General features: G+C 61.5%; 31 protein-coding genes and 1 riboswitch. Of the genes, 20 read left to right on the top strand and 11 right to left on the bottom strand.

Features of this window, described 5'->3' with window-relative positions; genetic code table 11:
* The 13 genes from AC1D1F_RS14115 to AC1D1F_RS14055 all read left to right on the top strand — a co-directional run.
* Positions 1-146 (top strand): EF-Tu C-terminal domain-related protein (locus AC1D1F_RS14115; protein ID WP_477680957.1); only part of this gene is annotated, 146 nt, incomplete at its 5' end.
* Positions 147-171: 25 nt separating this feature from the next.
* The gene (gene rpsJ / locus AC1D1F_RS14110) at positions 172-486 is read left to right on the top strand and encodes a 30S ribosomal protein S10 (protein ID WP_007838118.1); all 315 of its coding nucleotides are present in this window, start codon (positions 172-174) and stop codon (positions 484-486) included.
* A 215-nt stretch (positions 487-701) separates the two neighbouring features.
* On the top strand, positions 702-1,385 hold the full coding sequence (gene rplC, locus AC1D1F_RS14105; RefSeq protein ID WP_411881976.1) for a 50S ribosomal protein L3: 684 nt from the start codon (positions 702-704) through the stop codon (positions 1,383-1,385).
* A complete protein-coding gene (gene rplD, locus AC1D1F_RS14100; protein WP_436155804.1) occupies positions 1,385-2,005 on the top strand; it encodes a 50S ribosomal protein L4 in 621 nt (206 codons plus the stop codon). The genes rplC and rplD overlap by 1 nt, the downstream gene beginning before the upstream one ends.
* On the top strand, positions 2,002-2,337 hold the full coding sequence (rplW, locus tag AC1D1F_RS14095; protein WP_411881975.1) for a 50S ribosomal protein L23: 336 nt from the start codon (positions 2,002-2,004) through the stop codon (positions 2,335-2,337). Before rplD ends, rplW begins: the two co-directional genes overlap by 4 nt.
* Positions 2,337-3,161, top strand: coding sequence for a 50S ribosomal protein L2 (gene rplB / locus AC1D1F_RS14090; protein ID WP_092130383.1), 825 nt, complete (start codon positions 2,337-2,339; stop codon positions 3,159-3,161). Before rplW ends, rplB begins: the two co-directional genes overlap by 1 nt.
* Before the next feature lie 9 nt (positions 3,162-3,170).
* Complete coding sequence (rpsS, locus tag AC1D1F_RS14085) at positions 3,171-3,449, top strand: 30S ribosomal protein S19 (RefSeq protein WP_007866503.1); 279 nt, start codon at positions 3,171-3,173, stop codon at positions 3,447-3,449.
* A gap of 9 nt (positions 3,450-3,458) precedes the next feature.
* Positions 3,459-3,788, top strand: a complete 330-nt coding sequence (gene rplV, locus AC1D1F_RS14080; protein WP_007866508.1) for a 50S ribosomal protein L22 — start codon at positions 3,459-3,461, stop codon at positions 3,786-3,788.
* Between the two features lie 12 nt (positions 3,789-3,800).
* Entirely contained in the window at positions 3,801-4,706 is a 906-nt protein-coding gene (gene rpsC / locus AC1D1F_RS14075; RefSeq protein ID WP_477676904.1) for a 30S ribosomal protein S3, read from the top strand.
* 24 nt (positions 4,707-4,730) lie between these two features.
* Positions 4,731-5,147, top strand: coding sequence for a 50S ribosomal protein L16 (rplP, locus tag AC1D1F_RS14070; protein ID WP_007866520.1), 417 nt, complete (start codon positions 4,731-4,733; stop codon positions 5,145-5,147).
* A 12-nt stretch (positions 5,148-5,159) separates the two neighbouring features.
* A complete protein-coding gene (rpmC, locus tag AC1D1F_RS14065) occupies positions 5,160-5,369 on the top strand; it encodes a 50S ribosomal protein L29 (RefSeq protein WP_011481236.1) in 210 nt (69 codons plus the stop codon).
* On the top strand, positions 5,366-5,635 hold the full coding sequence (rpsQ, locus tag AC1D1F_RS14060) for a 30S ribosomal protein S17 (RefSeq protein ID WP_092130381.1): 270 nt from the start codon (positions 5,366-5,368) through the stop codon (positions 5,633-5,635). The genes rpmC and rpsQ overlap by 4 nt, the downstream gene beginning before the upstream one ends.
* A gap of 219 nt (positions 5,636-5,854) precedes the next feature.
* Positions 5,855-6,361 (top strand): redoxin family protein, encoded by a 507-nt coding sequence (locus AC1D1F_RS14055; protein WP_477697089.1) that lies wholly within the window; start codon positions 5,855-5,857, stop codon positions 6,359-6,361.
* An 81-nt stretch (positions 6,362-6,442) separates the two neighbouring features.
* On the opposite strand, the gene AC1D1F_RS14050 is transcribed toward AC1D1F_RS14055, so the two are convergent.
* Positions 6,443-6,931, bottom strand: coding sequence for a GNAT family N-acetyltransferase (locus AC1D1F_RS14050; protein WP_477676906.1), 489 nt, complete (start codon positions 6,929-6,931; stop codon positions 6,443-6,445).
* Between the two features lie 91 nt (positions 6,932-7,022).
* Complete coding sequence (locus AC1D1F_RS14045; protein WP_477676907.1) at positions 7,023-7,709, bottom strand: cytochrome b/b6 domain-containing protein; 687 nt, start codon at positions 7,707-7,709, stop codon at positions 7,023-7,025.
* A 199-nt stretch (positions 7,710-7,908) separates the two neighbouring features.
* Here AC1D1F_RS14045 and AC1D1F_RS14040 point away from each other — a divergent pair, with 199 nt between their 5' ends.
* A complete protein-coding gene (locus tag AC1D1F_RS14040) occupies positions 7,909-8,364 on the top strand; it encodes a c-type cytochrome (RefSeq protein ID WP_477676908.1) in 456 nt (151 codons plus the stop codon).
* Positions 8,365-8,520: 156 nt separating this feature from the next.
* On the opposite strand, the gene AC1D1F_RS14035 is transcribed toward AC1D1F_RS14040, so the two are convergent.
* Complete coding sequence (locus AC1D1F_RS14035; protein ID WP_477697094.1) at positions 8,521-9,003, bottom strand: TlpA disulfide reductase family protein; 483 nt, start codon at positions 9,001-9,003, stop codon at positions 8,521-8,523.
* Between the two features lie 46 nt (positions 9,004-9,049).
* On the opposite strand from AC1D1F_RS14035, the gene AC1D1F_RS14030 reads away from it, so the two are divergent.
* From AC1D1F_RS14030 to AC1D1F_RS14020, 3 genes are all read left to right on the top strand, one after another.
* Positions 9,050-9,763 carry a DUF4197 domain-containing protein gene (locus AC1D1F_RS14030; protein WP_477676909.1) on the top strand — a complete coding sequence of 238 codons (714 nt, stop codon included), beginning with the start codon at positions 9,050-9,052 and terminating at the stop codon, positions 9,761-9,763.
* A 179-nt stretch (positions 9,764-9,942) separates the two neighbouring features.
* Positions 9,943-10,992 (top strand): cytochrome-c peroxidase, encoded by a 1,050-nt coding sequence (locus AC1D1F_RS14025; RefSeq protein WP_477697090.1) that lies wholly within the window; start codon positions 9,943-9,945, stop codon positions 10,990-10,992.
* Positions 10,989-13,850 (top strand): DAHL domain-containing protein, encoded by a 2,862-nt coding sequence (locus AC1D1F_RS14020; RefSeq protein WP_477676911.1) that lies wholly within the window; start codon positions 10,989-10,991, stop codon positions 13,848-13,850. The genes AC1D1F_RS14025 and AC1D1F_RS14020 overlap by 4 nt, the downstream gene beginning before the upstream one ends.
* 287 nt (positions 13,851-14,137) lie before the next feature.
* Here AC1D1F_RS14020 and phnD read toward each other — a convergent pair whose 3' ends face one another.
* The 8 genes from phnD to AC1D1F_RS13980 form a co-directional block, all read right to left on the bottom strand.
* A complete protein-coding gene (gene phnD, locus AC1D1F_RS14015) occupies positions 14,138-15,100 on the bottom strand; it encodes a phosphate/phosphite/phosphonate ABC transporter substrate-binding protein (RefSeq protein WP_477697091.1) in 963 nt (320 codons plus the stop codon).
* Positions 15,101-15,315: 215 nt separating this feature from the next.
* The gene (locus AC1D1F_RS14010; RefSeq protein ID WP_477676913.1) at positions 15,316-15,843 is read right to left on the bottom strand and encodes a DinB family protein; all 528 of its coding nucleotides are present in this window, start codon (positions 15,841-15,843) and stop codon (positions 15,316-15,318) included.
* The gene (locus AC1D1F_RS14005) at positions 15,840-16,049 is read right to left on the bottom strand and encodes a DUF1737 domain-containing protein (RefSeq protein WP_477676914.1); all 210 of its coding nucleotides are present in this window, start codon (positions 16,047-16,049) and stop codon (positions 15,840-15,842) included. Before AC1D1F_RS14005 ends, AC1D1F_RS14010 begins: the two co-directional genes overlap by 4 nt.
* A gap of 70 nt (positions 16,050-16,119) precedes the next feature.
* Positions 16,120-17,433, bottom strand: coding sequence for a D-amino acid dehydrogenase (locus AC1D1F_RS14000; protein WP_477697092.1), 1,314 nt, complete (start codon positions 17,431-17,433; stop codon positions 16,120-16,122).
* A 109-nt stretch (positions 17,434-17,542) separates the two neighbouring features.
* A riboswitch (glycine riboswitch) is annotated at positions 17,543-17,651 on the bottom strand.
* A 193-nt stretch (positions 17,652-17,844) separates the two neighbouring features.
* Entirely contained in the window at positions 17,845-18,378 is a 534-nt protein-coding gene (locus AC1D1F_RS13995) for a GrpB family protein (RefSeq protein WP_477676916.1), read from the bottom strand.
* Between the two features lie 14 nt (positions 18,379-18,392).
* A complete protein-coding gene (locus tag AC1D1F_RS13990) occupies positions 18,393-18,875 on the bottom strand; it encodes a thioredoxin domain-containing protein (protein ID WP_477676917.1) in 483 nt (160 codons plus the stop codon).
* Positions 18,872-19,606 (bottom strand): alpha/beta fold hydrolase, encoded by a 735-nt coding sequence (locus AC1D1F_RS13985; protein ID WP_477676918.1) that lies wholly within the window; start codon positions 19,604-19,606, stop codon positions 18,872-18,874. Before AC1D1F_RS13985 ends, AC1D1F_RS13990 begins: the two co-directional genes overlap by 4 nt.
* 56 nt (positions 19,607-19,662) lie before the next feature.
* On the bottom strand, positions 19,663-20,895 hold the full coding sequence (locus tag AC1D1F_RS13980) for a CaiB/BaiF CoA transferase family protein (RefSeq protein ID WP_477700756.1): 1,233 nt from the start codon (positions 20,893-20,895) through the stop codon (positions 19,663-19,665).
* Between the two features lie 211 nt (positions 20,896-21,106).
* Between AC1D1F_RS13980 and AC1D1F_RS13975 the strand changes: the two genes are divergently transcribed.
* From AC1D1F_RS13975 to AC1D1F_RS13965, 3 genes are all read left to right on the top strand, one after another.
* A complete protein-coding gene (locus AC1D1F_RS13975) occupies positions 21,107-22,075 on the top strand; it encodes a hypothetical protein (RefSeq protein ID WP_477676919.1) in 969 nt (322 codons plus the stop codon).
* Between the two features lie 126 nt (positions 22,076-22,201).
* Complete coding sequence (locus AC1D1F_RS13970) at positions 22,202-22,585, top strand: DUF1801 domain-containing protein (protein ID WP_477700755.1); 384 nt, start codon at positions 22,202-22,204, stop codon at positions 22,583-22,585.
* Positions 22,586-22,925: 340 nt separating this feature from the next.
* Entirely contained in the window at positions 22,926-23,378 is a 453-nt protein-coding gene (locus tag AC1D1F_RS13965; protein ID WP_477679402.1) for a hypothetical protein, read from the top strand.
* Positions 23,379-23,467 lie beyond the last annotated feature (89 nt).

Genomic DNA, 23,467 nt, shown 5'->3' with positions numbered 1-23,467 from the left:
GCAAGGAAATGGTCATGCCAGGCGATAACGTGTCGATCACCGTCAAGCTGATCAACCCGATCGCCATGGAAGAAGGCCTGCGTTTCGCCATCCGCGAAGGCGGCAAGACCGTCGGCGCCGGCGTCGTTGCCAAGATCATTGCGTAATTTCCGCAAACACTAAGGAATTACCATGGCCACCAAGCAAAAAATCCGTATCCGCCTGAAGGCGTTTGACTACAAGCTGATCGACCAGTCGGCAGCTGAGATCGTTGACACCGCCAAGCGCACCGGCGCGATTGTCAAGGGCCCCGTGCCCCTGCCAACCCGCATGAAGCGCTTCGACATCCTGCGTTCGCCCCACGTCAACAAGACGAGCCGCGACCAGCTGGAAATCCGCACGCACCAGCGTTTGATGGACATCGTGGATCCTACGGACAAAACCGTGGACGCCTTGATGAAGCTCGACCTGCCGGCCGGCGTGGACGTCGAAATCAAGCTGCAGTAAGCAAAAAACGGGGTTTCGGCCGCAAGCCGGGCCCCAAATCGACAGGTTTTAGCCCGGGTTTGCCATTTTTGGCGACCTGGGCTATACTCTTGGGCTGTCCTTTGCATGTTGGCTTCATGCCTGCATGGATGGGGCGGTTTTATTAACTGTCTTTCACATCAAAACGTCTGCGGCCAATTGAAGTCGCAGCGGTGAAAGTTACGAAAGAACACATCATGAGTCTGAGCAACTCCCTCGGGTTGCTGGGCCGCAAAGTTGGCATGATGCGTCTGTTCACGGATGATGGGGACACAGTTCCTGTCACCGTGGTGGATGTATCGAACAACCGCGTGACCCAGGTTAAAACCGAAGCAAATGACGGCTACGATGCCCTTCAAGTGGCATTTGGCGCACGCAAAGCATCGCGTGTCACCAAGCCGGCCGCCGGCCACCTTGCGAAAGCAGGCGTTGAGGCTGGTGAAATCCTGAAAGAATTCCGCGTGACGGCTGACGTCGCAGGCAAGTACGCCGCAGGCACCGTTGTGCCCGCAGCCGACGTGTTTGCCGTGGGCCAGCTGGTGGACGTGCAAGGCACCTCCATCGGTAAAGGTTTCGCCGGCACCATCAAGCGCCACAACATGAGCTCGCAACGCGCGTCGCACGGTAACAGCCGTTCGCACAACGTTCCCGGCTCCATCGGTATGGCGCAGGATCCCGGCCGTGTGTTTCCCGGTAAGCGCATGACGGGCCATCTGGGTGATGTCACCGTGACCACGCAAAACCTGAACATCGTGCGCATCGACGAAGCCCGTCAGCTGCTCATGATCCGCGGCGCTGTGCCTGGTTCCAAAGGTGGTTTTGTCACGGTTCGCGCCGCGATCAAGGCCAAGCCCGCCAACGCTGCTAAAGGAGCGAACTGATGCAGGTCGAACTCCTGAATGACCAAGGTCTGGCCTCGTCCAAAGTGGACGTGCCCGATACCGTGTTTGGTCGCGAATACAACGAAAGCCTGGTGCACCAGGTGGTCGTGGCCTTCCAGGCCAACGCCCGCCAAGGCACCCGTGCCCAGAAAGACCGTGAGCAGGTCCGTCACTCGACCAAGAAGCCTTTCAAACAAAAGGGCACCGGTCGCGCACGTGCTGGTATGACGTCTTCGCCCCTGTGGCGCGGCGGCGGTCGTATCTTCCCGAACATGCCTGACGAAAACTTCACGCAGAAGATCAACAAGAAGATGTATCGCGCCGGCATGGCCGCCATCTTCTCGCAGCTGGCCCGTGAAGGTCGCCTGGCTGTGGTTGATTCCCTGACCGTGGACTCGCCCAAGACCAAGGTCCTGGCCGACAAGTTCAAGGCCATGAACCTCAACTCGGTGCTGGTCATCGCTGATGAAGTTGATGAAAACCTGTACCTGGCTTCCCGCAACCTGGTGAACATCCTCGTGGTTGAGCCCCGTTACGCCGATCCGGTGTCGCTGGTCCACTACAAGAAGGTTCTGGTCACCAAGGCTGCCATGGACCAACTCAAGGAGATGTTCGCATGAGCGCCCGTAACCCATCTTCTCCAAAACTGAAATTCGACGAAGGCCGCCTGATGCAGGTCCTGGTCGCGCCCATCGTGTCCGAAAAGGCCACCATGATCGCGGACAAGACCAATGCCGTGACCTTCAAGGTGCTGCAGGATGCCACCAAATTTGAAATCAAGGCCGCCGTGCAGTTGATGTTCAAGGTGGACGTCCAGTCGGTCGCCGTCCTGAACATCAAAGGCAAGACCAAGCGCTTTGGCAAGTCCATCGGCCGCCGCGACAACATTCGCAAGGCCTATGTGACGCTCAAGCCCGGTCAGGAACTCAACCTCGGTGGGGAGTCTGCGTAATGGCTGTCATTAAAATGAAACCCACCTCCCCCGGCATGCGCGGGATGGTGAAGATCTCCCGGGATCACCTGCACAAGGGTGAGCCTTACGCGCCGCTGCTGGAACCACAATTCCAGAAGGCCGGCCGTAACAATAACGGGCACATCACGACGCGCCACAAAGGCGGCGGTCACAAGCACCACTACCGTGTGGTGGACTTCAAGCGCAACAAGGACGCCATTCCGGCCAAGGTCGAGCGCATCGAGTACGACCCCAACCGCACGGCCCACATTGCCCTGCTCTGCTACGCCGACGGCGAGCGCACCTACATCATCGCCCCCCGCGGCCTTGAAGTCGGCGCCACGCTGGTGAGCGGTTCGGAAGCGCCGATTCGCGTCGGCAACACGCTGCCTATCCGCAACATCCCCGTGGGTTCCACCATCCATTGCATCGAGATGCAAATCGGCAAGGGCGCGCAAATCGCCCGTTCCGCCGGCACCTCGGCAACGCTGCTGGCCCGCGAAGGTACCTACGCCCAGGTGCGTATGCGCTCCGGTGAAGTTCGCAAGATCCACATCGAGTGCCGCGCCACCATCGGCGAAGTCGCCAACGAAGAACACAGCCTGCGCCGTCTCGGCAAGGCCGGTGTGAAACGCTGGATGGGTATTCGCCCGACCGTTCGCGGTGTGGTGATGAACCCGGTCGACCACCCGCACGGCGGTGGTGAAGGCAAGACCGGCGAAGGCCGCCATCCTGTCGACCCATGGGGTAACCTGACCAAGGGCTACCGCACCCGCAACAACAAGCGCACGCAAGTGATGATTGTTTCGCGTCGCAAGAAGTAAGGCTAACCCATGACACGTTCACTCAAAAAAGGTCCGTTTGTCGACCATCATTTGGTAGCTAAAGCCGACAAGGCCGTTACCAACAAGGACAAAAAGCCGATCAAGACCTGGTCGCGTCGCTCCATGATCCTGCCCGAGTTCATCGGCCTGACCATCGCCGTCCACAACGGCAAGCAGCACGTACCTGTCTACATCACCGATCAAATGGTTGGCCACAAGCTGGGCGAGTTCGCACTCACCCGGACTTTCAAAGGTCATCCGGCTGATAAAAAAGTTGTGAGAAAGTAAGGAAAGACCATGGAAACACGTGCAACCCTCCGGGGCGTTCGTCTGTCGGTCGACAAGGGCCGTCTGGTCGCTGACCTGATCCGCGGCAAGAAAGTGGATCAAGCCCTCAACATCCTGAATTTCACGCAGAAAAAAGCTGCTGGAATCATCAAGAAGGTTGTGGAGTCCGCCATCGCCAACGCTGAACATAACGATGGTGCCGATATCGACGAACTGAAGGTGAAAACCATCTACGTCGAACAAGGCGCCACGCTCAAGCGTTTCTCCGCGCGCGCAAAAGGCCGCGGCAACAGCATCAGCAAACCCACGTGCCATGTGTACGTGGTGGTTGGCAACTAAAGGCAGCAGGATATGGGACAAAAAATCAACCCAACCGGGTTTCGCCTTGCAGTTAGCCGCAACTGGGCCAGCCGCTGGTATGCAAGCAACCGTGATTTCGCCGGCATGCTGGCCGAAGACATCAAGGTTCGCGAGTACCTCAAGGCCAAGCTCAAGAACGCCGCGGTTTCGCGCGTTCTGATCGAGCGCCCCGCCAAGAACGCCCGCATCACGATTTTCTCGGCACGTCCGGGCGTCGTGATCGGCAAAAAGGGCGAGGACATCGAGAACCTCAAGAAAGAACTGAGCCGCCAGCTGGGCGTGCCGGTCGCCGTGAACATCGAAGAAGTTCGCAAGCCTGAAATTGATGCCAAGCTCATCGCCGACAGCATCACGCAGCAGCTTGAAAAACGCATCATGTTCCGCCGTGCGATGAAGCGCGCCATGCAAAACGCCATGCGTCTGGGTGCCCTGGGCATCAAGATCATGTCGTCCGGCCGCCTCAACGGCATTGAAATCGCTCGCTGCGAGTGGTACCGCGAAGGCCGCGTGCCCCTCCACACCTTGCGCGCCGACATCGACTACGGCACCTCCGAAGCCAAGACCACCTATGGTGTGATCGGCGTCAAGGTCTGGGTCTACAAGGGCGACACGCTGGGCCGCAACGATGCGCCCGGCGCCAAGATGGTGGAAGTGCCCGACGAAGAACGCAAGCCGCGCGGCCCACGCCGTGATGCGCGTCCTGGTGATCGTCCAGGCAGCGACCGTCCCGCTCCACGTGGTGCTCGCGCACCGCGCGGCGCGTCCAACACCGCACCTGCGGATGGAAGCGACAAGCCGGCTGAAGCTACCCCTGGTAGCGAAGCCCCGAAAACCACCGTTAAGCGCGTCCGTAAAGCCGCGCCAGCTGCAGCAGCTGACGGTGCCAAGACCGAGTAATCGGTCTATTAACGGAGAATCAAAATGCTGCAACCCGCTCGCAGAAAATACCGCAAAGAGCAAAAAGGCCGCAACACCGGCGTCGCAACCCGGGGTTCCTCGGTTGCGTTCGGTGACTTCGGTCTCAAATGCACCGACCGTGGTCGCCTGACTGCTCGTCAAATTGAAGCCGCACGTCGTGCGATTTCCCGTCACGTCAAACGTGGCGGCCGTATCTGGATCCGTGTCTTCCCGGACAAGCCGATTTCCCAAAAGCCCGCTGAAGTGCGTATGGGTAACGGTAAAGGTAATCCAGAGTACTACGTGGCTGAAATCCAGCCCGGCAAGATCGTCTTTGAAATCGTCGGTGTGCCTGAAGAGCTGGCCCGCGAAGCGTTCCGCCTGGCATCCGCCAAGCTGCCGCTGCGCACCACCTTCGTCAGCCGCATGATCGGCCAGTAAGGGGAAATGACAATGACCAAATCTACTGAACTGCGCCAAAAAGACGTTGCCGGCCTGAAAACCGAAGTCAAAGAGCTGCAAAAAGCCCACTTTGGCCTGCGCATGCAAAAAGCCACGCAGCAACTGACCAACACTTCCACGCTGCGCTCCACGCGTCGCAGCATCGCTCGTGCCAAGACCATCCTGGCCGAAACCATCGTCAAGCAAGGAGCCAAAAAATGACGGAAGCTAAAAAATCCCTCAAGCGCACCTTGATCGGCAAGGTGGTGAGCGACAAGCGCGCCAAGACCGTGACGGTTCTGGTCGAGCGCCGTGTGAAGCACGAGCTCTACGGCAAGATCGTGTCCCTGTCCAGCAAGTACCACGCCCATGACGAAAAGGGCGAGTACCACACGGGCGACGTGATCGAGATCACCGAAAGCCGCCCGATTTCCAAGACCAAGAACTGGGTTGTGACCCGTCTGGTTGAAAAGGCTGTGATCGTTTAAGTCCCGGGTCTACCTGGGGCTGGCGTCAAGTCACTCTTTAAAAACGGCTCACCTCGGTGGGCCGTTTTTGTTTGTGCCGGCGTTTGCCCAACTGTGTACCGGCTGGGCATGACCTTCAAGCCCTCTGCGGCTTTTGCACAGTGAGCGCACGCTAGCCGCCTCCGCACTACACTGCGGGGGTTGATTTTCAACCCACCCATTATTTTTGAGGAGCACACCATGATCAAAGTAGGCGACACCCTTCCGGCCACCACCCTGATGGAATTTTCCGAAGTCGAAGGCAATGGCTGCAGCATCGGCCCCAACCCGGTCGACGTGGCCAAGGCCGCTGCCGGCAAGACTATTGCCCTGTTTGCCTTGCCCGGTGCATTCACGCCCACCTGCTCGGCCAAACATGTGCCCGGCTACGTCGAAAAATTCGCCGAGCTCAAGGCCGCGGGTGTCGACGAGATCTGGTGCCTCAGCGTCAACGATGCTTTTGTCATGGGCGCCTGGGCGCGCGACCAGAAGACCGGCGACAAGGTGCGCATGCTGGCCGATGGCAGTGCGGATTTCGCGAAAGCCGCCGGCCTGACACTGGACCTGACGGCGCGCGGCATGGGCCTGCGCAGCAACCGCTACTCCATGCTGGTCAAGGACGGCAAGGTCGCCAGCCTCAATGTAGAAGGCCCCGGCAAGTTTGAAGTCAGCGATGCCGCCACGCTGCTGGCACAAGCCAAGGGCTGAGGGCTGAGGGCGGATTCTTCGCCAGAAAAAAAGCCACCGCGCGCGAGCCCGGTGGCTTTTTCGTTTCCGCTTTGGGAAAGCCTAGAGATCGGCTTTCAGGTAATGCGCCCCCGCGATGGGGTTGTGATAGTAGGGCGGGATCTCGGCAAAGCCGAGTTCTGCGTACAGCGCGCGCGCCGATTCCATGTCGTCCAGCGTGTCCAGCAGTACCGAGTGGTAACCCGCCACGCGCGCCGCGTCCAGGATGGCCTCCGCGAGCTGGCGGCCCAGGCCGAAGCGGCGAAAGGGCTTGCGCACATAGAGGCGCTTCATCTCGCCGGCATTCGGATAGTCGACCGAGTCCAGCGCGCGCAGTGCGCAACAGCCGGCGACTTCGCCGTCCACCAGCGCCAGCAGCAGCGTGCCTTCGGGTTCATCGTATTCACCGGGTAGCTCGGCCAGTTCAGCCTCGAAGTTCTGGAAGCACAGGTCCACGCCCAGCTGCTCCGCATACTCGCGAAAAACCAGCCGCGTCGCGGCCAGCTGCTCCGGCGTGTCGGGCGTGATGAACTGGATGGAAGGGCGTTGCACGGATCGGCGATGAAAAGTCGGCAACCAGTTTAACGCGGTTTGCCAGTGCCATCAGCCGCGGCGTCCGGTCCGCCGCAATGGGCAGACGGCCTCAGAACGCCGGCGCCGCCAGGGTGGAAACCCAGTAGGCCACGCCGCCGCAAATCGCCAGGATCAGCGCCGCGGCCACGCGCGACACCGTGTCGTCCCGCGAGGGGGGCGCTTGCACCACCAGTTCCTTGTCGCCGTGAAGCATGGCGCCCACGAGGTTGTGCTTGCGGCTCAGGTAATAGACGATGGCCGCGATGTGCAACAGCACCAGCGCCAGCAGCACCCATTTGCCGATGTTCTTGTGATAGTTGGTCGTCAGGCTGACGGTGGCATTGGAGACAAAGCGCGTCAGCGGGCCGGCGAAAGCGATCTCGTCGTCGCTGAGCAGGCCCGTGCCGACTTGCGCCACCAGGAAACCCAGCATGGCGAACACCGACCCGGCGCCTATCGGGCTGTGGCCCACGCCGTGCTCCGGCTTGCCCTGGCCCTTGAGGTAGTTGATGACGCTCTGCGGCGCATAGATGAACGCGCCAAAGCGCGACCAGCGCCCACCCACCAGGCCCCAGACGATGCGAAACAGCAGCAAGGCCAGCACCGTGTAGCCAAAACGGAAGTGCCAGACCATGGCGTTGCCGCCCACGGTGCCGGTGATGGCCAGGCCGGTCACGCAGGCCACCAGCGCCCAATGGAAAAACCGCGTGGGCAGGTCCCACACACGCACCTTGTGCAGATTCTTGTTGGTGTACACGCTCACTCCTCGTTCATGTGGGTTGCTCTATGCCGGGCTTGCCTCCGGCCGCCTCGCTCGACTCTTGGTGCTTTCCCGTAGTGCATAAGTTCCTGCGGAACTTATCAGGTCTGGCTAAACTCAGCCACATGGCAACAAGCCCAGCGCGTTGCCATGCGTGCCACCGACCATATCCTAAAAAAACCTCACGAGGAAAACCATGAAACTTTTCGCCTGCATCGCAGCGGCCGCCACCCTGGTGGCCATCGCCGCTCCGGCCTCCGCGCAGTTTGCCAAACCCGAAGACGCCATCAAATACCGCCAGAGCGCGCTGTTTGTCATGAGCCAGCATTTCGGCCGGATCGGTGCCATGGCCAACGGCCGCGTCCCCTTCGACGCCAAAGTCGCCGCGGAGAACGCCGACATCGTGGCCGACATGGCCAAGCTCCCGTGGGCCGGCTTCGCGCCTGGCACCGACAAGGGCGGCAACACCAAGGCCAAGCCAGAGATCTGGACCGAGCAGGCCAAGTTCAAGGAAGGCCATGAAAAGCTGGTCGCCGAAACCGCCAAGCTGGCCGCCGCCGCCAAGACCGGCAACCTCGATACGCTGAAGACGGCATTCGCTTCGACCGCCGGCACCTGCAAGGCTTGCCACGACTCTTTCAGAAATCAATAACACCCCCGTCCAGGCTCACTGCGTGTAGCCTGTTCCCCCCTCAAGGGGGCGGCGCCTGCGGTCTGGCAAAGCCAGTCCCGCGGCCCCTGCTTGAAGGGGGAAATAAAAAAGCCGGTTCGTTTGAACCGGCTTTTCTTTTGGGGGATGCGAAACGCTTCAGGTCTCAGCCAGCAGCTTCTCGATCAGCTGGTGCAGCGCCGCGAAGTCGGGCTCACCCACATACTGCTTGACGATCTCACCGCGCTTGTTGACCAGGTAGGTCGTGGGCGTGAGCTGGACGTCGCCCCAGGCCTTGGCCACCGCGCCGGTGTTGTCGATGGCCACCTTGAAGGGCAGCTTGCGTGTTTCGGTGTAGTTGACGACGTAGCTGGGCGGGTCGTAGCTCATGGCCACGGCCAGGGTGTCGTAACCCTGGCTTTTGTATTTGTTGTAGGTGGAAATGACTTTTGGCATCTCCGCCACGCAGGTCACGCAGCTGGTGGCCCAGAAGTTGACGAGGGTGACTTTGCCTTTGAGGTCGGCCGTGGTTTTTTTGCTGCCGTCCAGCAGCACGAAGGTCGACTCAGGCGCTGCCTGCGCGCCAGTGCACCCGGGCAGGCTGGCGAGCGCCGCCAGCGCAAAAACGCCGGCCAGCGCCATGCGGCATACTGTCCGGCTGGATGTCAATTTCATGGGAGACCTCATCATGCAACGTCGCAATTTTAACCAGGCCGGCGTCAGCGCGTTGGGCGCACTGATATTGGCCACCTACCACCAGGCCCACGCGCTGTCGCTGGGAGACCTGTCCGGCATCAGCAACGCCGATGCCAGCGCCGGCCTGAAAACCGCCCTGGAAAAGGGCGCCATCGCGGCCGTCGCCCTGCTGGGCAAGACGGATGGATTCCTCGGAAACCCAAAAGTTCGCATTCCTTTGCCCGGTTACCTCGAAGACGCGTCGAAACTGCTGAAAAACTTCGGCCAGGGCAAACGTATCGACGAATTGGTCACCTCCATCAACCGCGCCGCCGAAGCGGCCGTGCCCATGGGCAAGGACCTGCTCGTCAACGCGGTGCACACCATGAACGTGAACGACGCCAAGAACATCCTGACCGGCGGCGAGACCTCGGTCACCACTTTCTTCGCCGAAAAAACCCGCGCGCCGCTGGGTGTGAAATTCCTGCCCGTGGTGACCAAGGCCACTGAAAAAGTCGGGCTGGCCAACAAATACAACGAATTCGCCGGCAAGGCCGCCGGTTTCGGCCTGGTCAAAAAAGAAGACGCCAACATCCAGCAATACGTCACCGGCAAATCGCTGGACGGCCTCTACCTCATCATCGGTGAGGAAGAAAAGAAGATCCGCCAGGATCCCGTGGGCACCGGCAGCGCGATTCTCAAAAAAGTCTTCGGATCGATGAAATAAAAAGTTCTAAGTTGAGTGCGGGGCACCGCTGGGCCTGCGGTTTTCTTCGAAGTGAAAACGAAGCATTTACTTACATAGTGTTGGTAAATATGCCCACACGGGAAATGCCTTAAGGGGCGCGGTTGATAAACGTGATCTGATGGTGGCTGGTTGCAGCAACGATCAGGAGGACAGCAGCCGTGAAAACAACAACAGGGATGTTGGCGCGCGGCTATCGCGGCGGGCCATGGGCGCCGCTTCAGCAGGCAAGCGCACACGCGGCCGCAAGGGCTTCCGGCCTGGCGGGACTTCTGCTGGCGGCCGCGGTGCTCTGCGCATCCCACGCCGCCACTGCGGCGCCTCTGCTCGATGAGCCCATACAGCCGGTCCCGCTGACGCTGAAGCAGGACCCGGCCCGCGCCGAAATCGGTCGGCAGCTGTTTCGCGATACGCGCCTGTCCGGCAACGGCCGCGTGTCCTGCGCCAGCTGCCACGACATCAGCAAGGGCGGCGGTGACGGGCGTGATCGTTCGGTGGGGCTCAACGGCGGGCTCACCAGCGTCAACGCCCCCACGGTGCTCAACGCCGCGCTCAATTTCAAGCAGTTCTGGAACGGCCGCGCCGAGTCGCTGGAAGCCCAGGCCGACCATGTCATGCAGAACCCGGTCGAGATGGGCTCGAAGTGGGAAGAGGTGGTCCAGAAGGTGTCGCAGGACCCCAAATACAAGAGCGCATTCGCCGCCGCCTACAAGGACGGCGTCACCAAGGTGAACATCCAGAACGCGATCGCCACTTTCGAGCGCACCCTGATCACCCCCAACTCGCGCTTTGACAAATACCTGCGCGGCGACCCCAATGCGATCTCCGCGCCCGAGAAAGCCGGCTATGCGAAGTTCAAGCAGTACGGCTGCGTCGCTTGCCACCAGGGCGTCAACGTGGGCGGCAATATGTTCCAGAAATTCGGCGTCATGGGCGACTACTTCGCCAAGCGCGGCAATCCCACGGAAGCCGATCTGGGCCGCTACCTCGTCACCAAGGTCGAAAGCGACAAATACGTCTTCAAGGTGCCCAGCCTGCGCAATATCGCGCTCACCGCGCCTTACTTCCACGATGCCTCGGCGAAAACCCTGGACGAGGCCGTCGACATCATGTTCCGCTACCAGCTCGGCCGCGTCGCCTCCAAAGAGGACAAGGAGGCCATCATCCGTTTCCTCAACACCCTCACCGGTGAACTGGACGTCAAACCGTGAAAAAACCGAATCGACTGGCCTGGCTGCCGATGGCGGCGGTCACTGCCGTGCTGCTGTCCATCCTGGTGTTTCTGTACGCTAAAACCCAGAGCTTCGACGAGTCGCATTACTTTGAGGATATCGCCGTGCTGCGCCACCTGAAGCAGCTTGACGCGCAATGGGAGCTGGACGTGCTGAAGTCCAGGATAGGCATCAACACGCACTACGATGCGCTGGCCGACAACCAGGGCGAGATGGCCCGGCTCATGGAGCAGCTCCGGTCGGAAGCGGAGGCCCACAAGCACGATGCACCCGCGCAGGCCGCCAAGCTGGCGGCGCTGCAACGCGCCGTCCAGGACAAGGCCGTCCTGATCGAGCAATTCAAATCCAACAACTCGGTGCTGCGCAACTCGCTGGCCTTTCTTCCCACCGCGGCGGAAGACGTCAAGCAGTCGCTAGTGCCGGGCCGCGGTGCCGCGCAGCCGGCGTTTCAGCAGATCTCGGCGGGCGTGAACAGGCTTTTGCTCGCGAGCATGCTGTACAGCCAGAGCCCGACCGGCGACAGGGGCGCGGAGATACGGGACGAGCTAAGCCGGCTGGAAGGCGGCCTGCATCTTTTTCCGCCAGACATCAGGGACAGGCTGGGCATCTTCAGCGCGCATATCCAGACCATTTTGCGCGAGCAGAAAACAGTCAATGAGCTCCTCGTGGGCATTGCCGCGGCGCCGACCGGAAAACTGCTCGATGAGGCCAACGATGCCTTGACGGCCGAGCAGCAACAGGCCGGGGCGGAAGGCGAGCGTTATGGTCGCTACCTGCTGATTTTTTCGGCGGTGCTGGTGGCGCTGCTCCTCTACGCGGCGGTCGACCTCCTCAGCAGCCACTCCACCATCCAGCGCGTCAACCAGGAACTCCAGGGCGCCAATGAGACCCTGGAGCAGCGCGTGCAGGAGCGCACCATCGCGCTGAACGCCAGTGAAACGCAGTTGCACCAGATCACCGACACCGTGCCTGCCCTGATCGCCTACATCGACGCGGAGCAGCGCTTCCAGTTCTATAACCTCGCTTATGAGGAACGCTTCGGCCTGAAGCGCGAGCAGATCCATGGCAAGACCATGCGCGAGATGATGGGCCGCGAGCTCTACGAAAAGGAGCGCGGCAAGATCGAGGAAGCCCTGGACGGCTACGCGGCGCAGTATGACCGCACCCAGGAAAGCGCCGACGGCAAGCAACGCGACTACGTCATGCAGTACTTTCCGCGCTACGGCGAAGGCGAGGACGAAGGCAAGGTGCTCGGTTTTTATTCGCTGGGCACCGATGTGACCGAACTCAAGCGCATAGACCGCATGAAGAGCGAGTTCGTCTCCACCGTCAGCCATGAGCTGCGCACGCCTTTGACCTCCATACGCGGCTCGCTGGGCCTGATCGTCGGCGGCGTGGCCGGGGAGCTGCCGCCCATGGCCAAGAACCTCGTCGGCATCGCCACCAGCAATTGCGAGCGGCTCATCCGGCTGATCAACGACATCCTGGACAGCGAGAAAATCGAGTCCGGCAAGATGCGTTTCGACCTGCAGATCGTGGAACTGCAGCCCCTGCTGGCCCAGATCCTGACGGCCAATGAAGGCTTTGCGGGCCAGCACAACGTCAAGCTGGCCCTGGACGTCCAGGCCGATGCGGTGAAGGTCAGCGTCGACAGCGACCGGATGACCCAGGCCCTCACCAACCTGATCTCCAATGCCGTGAAGTTCTCACCGGCGGAGTCCTGTGTGTACGTCAGGCTGCTGCGCAGCGGCGGGCGGATCCGGGTCGAGGTCGCCGACAGCGGTCCCGGCATTCCCGAAGAGTTCCGCAAACGCATCTTCCAGAAGTTCTCGCAGGCCGACACCTCGGACACCCGGCAAAAGGGCGGCACCGGTTTGGGCCTGAACATCTCGCGCGCCATTGTCGAGCGTATGAACGGCAGCGTGGGCTTCACCTCGCAAACCGGCGTGGGAACCGTTTTCTATTTTGAGCTGCCCGAAGCACTTGCGCCGCGGGTGGAAGAAGCCAGCATCGATGCAAACAGAAGCAAGGCCAGCGGGCCGCCCAGGCCCTTGATCCTGGTCTGCGAGGACGACCCCGACATCGCCCACCTGATCAACCTGATGCTCGACAAGGGCGGATTCGATTCGGACATGGTCTACCGCGCCGCGCAGGCCATGGAGCAAGTGGTGAAACGGCCCTACGCCGCCATGACGGTCGACCTGGGCCTGCCGGACCTGGACGGCATCAGCCTGATCCGCGCGCTGCGCCTCGAAGAGCGCACGCGGGAACTGCCCATCGTGGTAGTGTCCGCCAACGCCGAAGCCGGCGAACTCGAATTCAACAACCAGCCGCTCGCGGTGTCGACCTGGCTTGAAAAGCCCATCGACGAAAACAAGCTGATCCTGAGCCTGCAGCGCGCCATCGCCAACATGGCCGAAGGCCGGCCGCGCATCCTGCATGTCGAGGACGACCTGGACATCCAGCGCATCGCCGCGACCATCGCCCAGGACTTCGCGACCTTTGAATTTGCCGGCAGCCTGCAGGAGGCGCGCGAACAGCTCGGCAAGCACCACTATGACCTGGTGCTGCTCGACCTGACTTTGAAAGACGGTTCAGGCTGGGAACTGCTGGACACGATAGAGGCGCTGAACCCCGCGCCGCCGGTGGTGGTGTTTTCCGCGAGCGACGAGGTCGCCACGGAAACCCAGCGTGTGGAAGCGGTGCTGGTGAAGGCCTACACCTCCAACAACCAGCTGCTGCGCACCTTGCAGCGCGTGCTTGACGAAAGCCTGTGGGGCACGGTGCACCCGCTGCTGACTATTGACTCCCCCCCGTCCAAGCTCACTGGCGTGTAGCTTGTTCCCCCCTCGAGGGGGCGGCGCCTGGGGCCGGCAAAGCCGAAAGATTGGCACACCCCTATCGGGCTCACTTCGTGTAGCCCTTTTCCCCTTGCAGGGGACGGCGCTAGCGGCCCGGCAAAGCCGGTTCCGCGGCCCCTGCTGGGCCGAATGCAGCGGTTGAGTTGGGCTCTTCAAGCCAGCATGAGCCGTGGAACCGGCTTTGCCGGGCCACAGGCGGGCGGCCCCCTCGGGGGGCAGCGACCCACACGAAGTGGGGGAGCGTGGGGGCTCTACTTCTGGCTCTACTTCTTTTGCGTGGAGCGGTAGACCTGCATCACCGTCGCGAAGTCGCGGTCGAAATTGATCGGCAGGAAAGTGTCGTTGCCGGGCAGCTGCTTCTTCAGCGTGGGCGAGAAGCTGTAGCTGAACGAGCACTTCTTGACCCGGGCCTGCAGCTCCGGCGACACCTCTTTGTTCATGGTCCAGGTTTCCGTCATGAAAGGCGGGCTTTCCCAGATCGTGCGTATGCTCGACCCCTTGACGTCGCCCTTCACGACCATGCGCTGGTACAAATCGCTGGCCACCGCCGCGGCGGGGTAAAAGCCGTGCATCACGCCGGTCACCGAGCGCTCGTGGCCGTTGGAGAAAACCACCTCGTAGTCCTTGTCCGGCGTCAGGCCCAGGGCCGGGAACAGCGCGCGCGGCGCCAGATTGCCCGAATTGGAGGTCGGCGTGGTGTGCGCGATCTTCTTGCCCACCAGGTCCCTGGGTTCCCGGTACGGGCTGTCGATGCGCGTGATCAGGATCAGCTTGTAGGAATTGCGCTGGCCCGTCGCCTTGTTGCCCGGCACCGCGAAAGGCGCGGCCTGCCCGGCGGTCACCATCTGCGCGGCCAGGCCGGGGTTCACTTGCCCGATCTGGGCCTTGCCGGTCGAAAGCGCCTCGATCAGCTCCTTCTCGCCCAGGATGTCCACGTTGCTGGTGCGCTCCAGCGAGTCGCCCTGGGCGTTCTGCAGTTCCACATTGGCGCAGCGCGACAGGTGGCTGAAGTAGTCGCCCCACAAGGCCATGGTTTCGGTCTTGCCGTAGGTTTTGGGCATGGCCACCACCATTTTTTCGCGCGGGCCTGAAAACTTTTCGGCTGCCGGCGCGGCGGCAGCTTTTGTTTTGGGGGGACGCGGGTTCTCGGTCTGCGCCACGGTGGAACCCAGAGCCAGGGCTGTGCCGGCCAGCACCGCCGCATTACGCCAATAAACCGTCATCATGTCGTTCATCCCAAAAGTTATTGCTTGAACCGCAACCGCGGACAGCACGGCCACGAAGCCGTACAAGCAGTGTGCGCCCAAGTTAACTTTTACTTACAAGCCGACTGACGCTGAAGGGACATAAAGCGGGAATACCCCGGGCGATCCGTGGTTTTTTCGCCGAAAAAGGGCGCACCAAGGTAGCGCGAAAAGCCCTTTTCCTGATAAGGCCGGTGTTACAAATTTCGCCCGGCGCTCGCGGCGCGCGACGCGTCAATCTTGCCGAGCAGCCACTGCAGGCCGGCCAGGTGCTGCTGGTCGTGGCTGCACAGGTAGTGCACCAGGCTGCGCAAGGTCAGGGCGCCGTAGCCTTCGAATTCCGCCGTGCGGTCCAGCTGCAGCGGCGTGACAGCCGACAGCATCGCCATCGTTTTGAGGCGGGCCGCCCGGAACGCCGCCAGGGCTTCCCGCGCGTCGGCTGCTGCGTAATGGCGCTCCTTCTCAAGCTCATAGCCATCCAGCGATGCCAGCACCGGGTTCGTCTCGGTAAGCGTGCGCTGGAGCCGCACATGGTAGCCGTCGATCTCGATGTCCCTGACATGGCAGACCTGGCCCAGCGCCGAAAAGGTCTCGCTCGGGATGCCCTCCCACGACGAAGGCGTCCAGTCGCTGTGGCTTTCGGGAATGGCCGCGTAAAACTGCTCGAGCTGGTTCGGGAAGTTCGCCATCGCCTGCAGGGTGGCGGTATTCAAGGGAGCGCTCATGGCTTGTCGCTCCGAACCGAAGGCCAGAGCAGCGCCTGCGCCACGATCACCCTCTCGCCATTGAAGGTCGCCGTCGGCGAGCCGTAAAGCTCGTAGCCCAGCGCCAGCATCTCGCTGACCCGGTGGCAGAAACTCGCGTCATCCGGGCCCGTGAGGAGGCGGTAGGCGGGAAGGCCGTCGGGCGGCGTGGTGGTGGGTGATGTCATGGCGGCAGGCGGCGAATGAACGGAGGGCGATATTACCGTGTCCGTTCAAACGCTGCATGGGCGCCCGCCCTCAGGCCTTCGCCATGCCCGGCAGGGCCATAGGGCGGCCCGGCGATTGCATGCCGGTGAACGCAAAATCCACTTCCGGCACACGCCCGCTCACGATGTCGGCAATCGCCGCGCCCGAGCCGCAGGCATGCGTCCAGCCCAGCGTGCCGTGGCCCGTGTTGAGGAACAGATTGGAGGTTTTGCTCTTGCCGATGTAAGGCACGTTGCTAGGCGTCGCCGGCCGCAGCCCGGTCCAGAACTGCGCGCCTTCGCCGTCCGTCATCTCCGGGAAGAGCTGCTTCACGCGGCGCACGATGGCATTGCAGCGCACCAGGTTCAGCTCGGTGTTGTAGCCGTTGAGTTCCGCCGTGCCCGCGATGCGCAGGCGATTGCCGAAGCGCGAGAACACCAGCTTGTACTCGTCGTCCGTCAGGCTCACCTGGTAGGAAGCCGCCTCGTTGATCACCGGCAGCGTCACCGAATAACCCTTGGCCGGGTAGATGCGCAGGCTCTGTCCCAGCCGCTTCGCCCATGGCGCGCTGAAGGCGCCCAGGCACATCACATAGGCATCGGCCTTCAGCATCTCGACGCGCCCGCCCGCCTCGCCGTGGCCCCCGGCGACCAGCACGCCGTCCAGTTGCCCGCCGCTGGCCAGCACATCCAGGATGTTGGTGTTGTAGAGAAACTTCACGCCTGCCTGCTCGCAGCGCGCGGCCAGTGCGGTGGTAAAAGCCTGCGCGTCGCCCGACTCGTCGCTGGGCGTCATGCTGCCGCCCACAATGCTGGCGCGGCACTGCGCCAGCGCGGGCTCAATCGCCACACATTCGTCGGCGGTTTTCATGTCCAGTTCGCAGCCGTGCTCGCGCATGATGCGCGCCGGCTCCTGCGCCGCGTCGTACTCGGCCTGGCTGGTGTAGAAGTGCAGGATGCCTTGGGTCTTCGCGTCGTACTGCAGGCCCAGTTCGGCGCGCAGTTTTTGCAGCGCGCCGCGGCTGTACATGCCCAGGTTCACGATCTGCCGGATGTTTTGCGCGGTGCGCGCCGGCGTGCAGTTGCGCAAAAACTCCAGGCCCCACAGCCACTGGTTCACATCGGCCCGCAGCCGGAACAGCAGCGGCGCGTCTTCCCGCGCCAGCCACTGCAGCACCTTGAGCGGCGCGCCCGGGTTGGCCCAGGGCTCCGCGTGGCTCACGGAAATCTGCCCGCCGTTGGCAAAGCTGGTTTCCATCGCGGCCGCGCCGCGCCGCTCAATCACCGTGACCTCATGCCCGCGCTGCGCCAGATACCAGGCCGTCGTGACCCCCGTGACACCCGCACCCAAAACCATGACTTTCATGGCGATTCCTTTTTTCAAGCAGAAATGGCTGTTGCGCAAGCGCAATGCCTTGGAGGTGCTTGAGTCAAAGAAGAATCATGGCAACCGCCAGGCCATTACAGGCTTGCGGCCGCTTCCACTGTCCTTGGTACCTGAGAGATTCAGCCGCTGCTTTCGCAACGGCCTTGCTCCTTCGGTGCGCCGCACCTTGCATGCGGCGTCTCTCCAGACGGCTGTGTGTTTCCGGGCAGTACGGGACCTGAGCGATTATGGAAGTTTGCGCCTTCGGTGGCCGCCCCCTGGGGGCAGCGCTCTCCTGCTTGAACGGTTTGAATTTACCACCGAAGCCGCAGTTGCCAAGCGCGAATCCGTCATCCAGTACAGGTCCAGCGGGTTGATTCAGCGGCTTAATAGTAGCTAGTAGGGTGGCGTTCAGCCTTCACACACCGAACGCACAAACGCGGCCTTGCCCTCGGTATAGGCCTCGCGGTCGCTCGGGAACCGGGTCGCCAGGTCGGCCTTGAGCGCCGCATAACGCGCCGCCAGCGCGGCATCCGCCCTCAGCGCATCGCGAAAACGCAGGCGCTGCGCCCACACCCCGCCGCCATGCACCACCAGGTGCAGGTGGTGCGTGCGGTGCCCGTTCGCCCAGCGCATCAGCCATTGGCGGTTTACCAGCGTGGCATTAAATTCGGCGGAGGCCGTATAGCCTTGCGTGCACAGCGGCGCCACCAACGCCCTGGCCGCCGCCATCGAGGCCACACCAGCCAGGATGTCGATCACCGGCTTGGCGACCAGCCCCGGCACGGCCGTGCTGCCTATGTGCTCAATGGCGATGAAATCATCGGGAAACAGCGACAGCAACCGCTCGCGCTCGGCCTCGAACAGGCCGGGCCAGCGCGGGTCGTAAGCCCGCAGCGTCACCTCCTCATGGATAGCGGCCTGCAGCGACCCGGCGTCCGTCATGGCGTTATCAGGCCCTAGCGCAGCGCCACCACCGCCCGGCGCGCCAGCAGCAGTCGCTCGTCCAGGTAGGCTCCGTAAAAATCCGGGATCGCCGCGCCCACCAGCGGCTCGGCCAGCTTCTGCCCCTGCGGGCCCAGGAAGAGCACCGTGGGCGTGAAAGTCGCCTTCCAGGTCCGGGCCTGCGCGGCCGCGGTCGTGGCCTTGCCGTCAAAGCCCGTCAGCGGCGTGTGGCTGTCGGTGACGTTGAGCTGCCAGGCCTCCAGCCCGGTCTCCTTGCGCGCGGGCAGCAGGTAATTGCGCCGCACCAGTTCGCAATAAGGGCAGCCGGGCAGGGTGACCAGCAGCACCAGCGGTTCGCCGCGTGCGGCGGCCAGCCCGGCCGCCTCCGGCAGCGAGGCCGGCACCGGCAGGGCGCTGTCCTTGGCTTGGGCCTGCAGCGGCCAGGCCAGGCTGCCCGCCAGCGCCGCCGTAAAACCGCGCCGGCCCACCGCCTTCATTCAGCGCACTCCAGCAGGATGTGCGCCAGCGCTGCCGGCTCGGTCACCATGGGGTCATGGCCGGTGGCCAGTTCCACCACCCGTGAATTCGGCAGCCAGGCGCCGTCCCAGAAGGCCGGGTCCCGCGCGCGCAGCCGGCTGGGCGTAATGGTCGCCAGCGCCGGTGCTATGCAACTCACAAAGGTGCGCGGCACCGCCGCCACGCGCTTCACGTCAAAATCCAGCGGCGCCTGGTAGGTGTTGCCTGGGTGCGGCGTCTGTCGGCGCTGCACCCAGTCGTGGTCCGCGCCCTGCAGGCCGAACACTTCCGGGTCGGGCGGCGCAAAACTGAAATTGGCTGTGGCTTGCGCCCCCGCCATGCGCTTTTGCTGCGTGGCCGCGTCGTGTGTGCTGCTCCAGCTTTCGCCCGGCTGCGGCACCACGGCATCGACATACACCAGGTGCTTGAGGCGCCCGCCCATGCGGTCGGCCACGGCCGTGCCTATCATGCCCGCGTAGGAATGCACCGCCAGCGTCACCTCGTGGAGCTCTTCCGCTTCGATCAAATTGATCACGTCGTTGATGTGGGTATCGAGGTTGATGGCCGGCGACAGCAGATGCGCCCGCTCGCCCAGGCCCGTCAGCGTCACCGCAAAAGCCTTGTGGTGGTCCAGCTGCAGCACCTGCGCCACCCGCCGCCAGCACCAGCCGCCATGCCAGGCACCGTGCACCAGAACAAAATTGTGTTTCATCGCGTCACCTCTTTGAATCAGGTATTTGCATCAGGTTTTTGTGCGGACTTGCCGCGTCAAATTGTCTTGCCGCCCTTTAACTCCGACAGCTTGGCGTCGGAATAGTTCAGCAGTTCGCGCAGCACCTCATCGGTGTGCTGGCCCAGCAGCGGCGGCGGCAGGTCGGTGCGCACCGGCGTCGCGCTCATGCGAATCGGGCTGGAGACCAGCTTCAAGTCGTCCTTCACCGGGTGCGTCCACTCGGTCACCATGCCGCGCGCCGCTATCTGCGGGTCGGCAAACACTTCCGCCAGGCTGTTGATCGCGCCGCAAGGCACTTTCGCCGCCTCCAGCGCCGCCAGCCAGTCGGCCTTGCCGCGCGTTTTCATCACGGCTTCCAATATCGGCACCAGCTGGCCGCGGTTCAGCACGCGGTCGCGGTTCTTCGCGAACAGCGGGTTGGTTGCGAGTTCAGGGATATTCGCCACCGCGCAGAACTTCGCATACTGCGAGTCATTGCCCACCGCCAGAATCAGATGATCCTTGCTGCCATCGGCTGCAGGCGCGACTTCAAACACCTGGTAGGGCACGATGTTCTGGTGCGCATTGCCGGCCCGGCCCGGCGCCTTGCCGCTGACCAGGTAGTTGGCGCCCAGGTTGGCCAGCATGGCCACCTGCGTGTCCAGCAGCGCCATGTCCACCTGCTGGCCCTCTCCGGTTTTTTCGGCATGGCGCAGCGCGGCGAGTATCGCCACCGTCGCATACATGCCCGTCATCAAATCCGCCACCGCCACGCCCACCTTCTGCGGCCCGCCGCCCAGGTCGTCGCGCTCGCCCGTCACGCTCATCAGTCCGCCCATGCCCTGGATCGCGTAGTCATAGCCCGCGCGGTCGGCATAAGGCCCGTTCTGGCCGAAACCGGTCACCGAGCAGTACACCAGGCGCGGGTTGATGGCTTTGAGGGAGGCATAGTCCAGCCCATAACGCGCCATGTCACCGACCTTGAAGTTCTCCACAAACACATCGCAGTGCACCGCCAGCTCCCGCACCAGCGCCTGGCCGGCGGGCTGGGCAATGTCGCAGGTCACCGAGCGCTTGTTGCGGTTGGTGCCCAGGTAATAAGCCGCCTCGGTGTCCGCGCCCTGCGCGTCTTTCAAAAACGGCGGCCCCCAGGTCCGCGTGTCGTCGCCGCTGCCCGGCCGCTCGATCTTGATCACGTCGGCGCCCAGGTCGGCCAAAGTCTGGGTGCACCAGGGGCCCGCGAGCACGCGGGAGAGGTCGAGGATGCGGATGCCGCTTAGGGAGTTCATGTGTGGCATTTTGCCTTTACATCGGAGCGGGCGGTGTATAACGCGCCGAGATCATCGGCGACTTTGTCGAATTCAATATACCTGTGTGCTTTCACGGAAGGTTGATGTAATCTGCTGTTTCTCATGAAAAATGTTAGAGGCTCAAGACCCTGCCATTTCGCACGACGCCATGTTGGCGCGCAGTTTTTGGGATACATCAAAGTTAGGTCTCATGACTCGTTACCTCGACGCAATTCCCCAGCCGTGGACCCGTGATGCGATCCAAAAGGCCCTCTTTGACAATTTCACAGAGGCACGATCGGCGATCGAAGATACCGATGGAGGACGGCTATGGCGTCGCTTGGAAGAACTTGATGAGACGGTCTGGATCTTTCACTTCAGCGTGACAGATCTGCTTGATGAAATTTGCTTGTTCGGTGACCGAAGCAAGTATCAGATGTTCTGGCACACAGCAAATGCTGACGAAGCGGAGTCTCATACACGTGCGGTGAAGCGAAAACTATTCAACTGCACGTCAGCGCTAATGACCCTCGTGGACCACGCACGCAACTTTCAACGACAAACGCCCGTCGCGAAGTACGACGAGAGGTTGAAAGAGGAGTTTTCAGTTCCCGGCCTTCATGAGTTTCTGCAGTGCTTCCGCAACTACAACACTCATTGGCGAATCGCTCAAACAAATTGGCAGATTACACATGACTTTCAAGAGAAGAAGCGAGAGGCTCGATTTCAAGTAACGAAGGAGGAGCTGCTCGCGTGGAGTGGTTGGACTTCAAAGGCAAGAGAGTTTATCGATCAATCAAAAGACACCATGGATGTCTACGAGCTGTTCGCCGGCTACCGAGAGTATGTTGAGAAGTTCTACGCCTGGCACAAGGGGGCTGTTCTCGACGAGTATTCAGGCGTTGTAGGTACATATCTTGAGCACAAGAGGCTGTACGAAGGACTAAGTAAGAAGTTCGAGTGGAACCTGGTGCTCACGCGTGCGCGAAAAGACATTAACCCTTACCAATACATTGGCCGATATCTTCCGAAGCAAAAGTTGAAGCGCCTCTTAGCGTACCAGCACAGAAGTGAAGAGCAGGTGGAAGCCTTGATTCGAATGCTCGATATGGAAGATTTTTGTGATGAAGATCTTCGTCGAAAGCTTTTCGCGTTATTTCGGCCGTCAGATAAGGCTTAACTCCCCTTGCGGTCCGGCTGACGCACGACATCCATATTGAGGTCAATCGCGCTCAAGATGCAATCGAAGAATTCTTGGTGGACATAAGATGCGCCTGATCTACACAAGGCCCCAACCTTTGCCATGATGAAGAAAAACATCCCCGCTGCTAGTCCAGATGCTTATATGGCCGCGCTGTTCGGCTGGCAGCGTGTCACGGTTGAGCAGTTGCGTGCGACCGTCCTGTGCGGCAGCATCGCGCTGGACGAAGCCATCAAATGGGGCCACCTGGTCTATCTGTCGAACGGGCCAGTGCTGCTCATTCGTGCTGAAGAAAGCCGCGTGCTGTTCGGCTTCTGGCGGGGTCAACGCCTTCGCGAGATGGACCCGTTGCTAAAGCCCGGCGGCAAGTACGAAATGGCGACGAGAGAATTTCACGAGGGTGATGAGGTCAACGTCGCTTTGTCGCGCCGCCTTGCCAAGGAAGCGGCGCGACTCAATAAGACGTTTGGCGACCCAACCAAGCTCTAGCGACGAATTATGAGCAATATTGGCTAAGCTCGCGGCGCGCCGACGCCAAGCCAAGGCGCGTTGAGACTCGAGACCGCGCGCTGAATCAATCGATATCTCGTGTACGGCGAAAAAAAAGACGACGTACTCCTCCGATCGGAGGATGGACTGAACTCGATAGGGGACTAAAATTTTTTGTCAAATGCTGATGGATTGCTTGGTTCCTCGCTATGTAGGTTCAGGCAATCCTCAAAAAGCTGGTAGGGCTGACTGCTTTAGAGGATCGCGTGGCTAACTCAAGCCGTAGTTGCGAGATTCTGCGAAGGCATTGCTGTGCAAGTTATGCATAAGGGAGGGGGCTATGCAAGCGTTAGTTGGCATACACAAAGGCAAGTCGATGGAGGAGGTTGTTCTGAAGGAGCCGGCTTATGTTCATTGGCTCCTCGGTCAAACTCCCACGGGACCTCTTCTCGCCATGAAAAGCGAGGCTAAGCATCTCGTCCAGAAATTCGATAAGAAGCTGTACACCACGAAGTGCTGGGGTCGTAACTGCACGAATACCGCGACTCGCCTCAGCGTCTATCTGGACAACATAGTCCCGCATTGGTGGTGCGATGCGTGTGACCCCTACGAAACCGGAGCCAACGGTGGAAAACTCCAAATCTTTAGCGCTTATTCAGAAGCGCTGAATCATGTGAAGTTTTTCTGTAAGGGGAACAAGAGCGACTACAAAAGCCTAGTGAGAGACATGGCCAAGGCAAAAGGACTCCCGGCGCGCGTTGGAGATTCGCAGGCGAAAGCATTCTTCACATGAGGCATAACCAAGTTGCAAGGCGCTCTTTGCTTCCAACTTCAGAGTGCGGAAAAACGTGATCCCACCACTACCTCAAGAGGTCGTCGCAT

The sequence above is a fragment of the Polaromonas sp. P1_H6 genome (assembly GCF_056405195.1).
The sequence above is the reverse complement of the archived record's forward strand: the minus strand, read 5'-3'. Positions and strand labels throughout refer to the sequence as shown.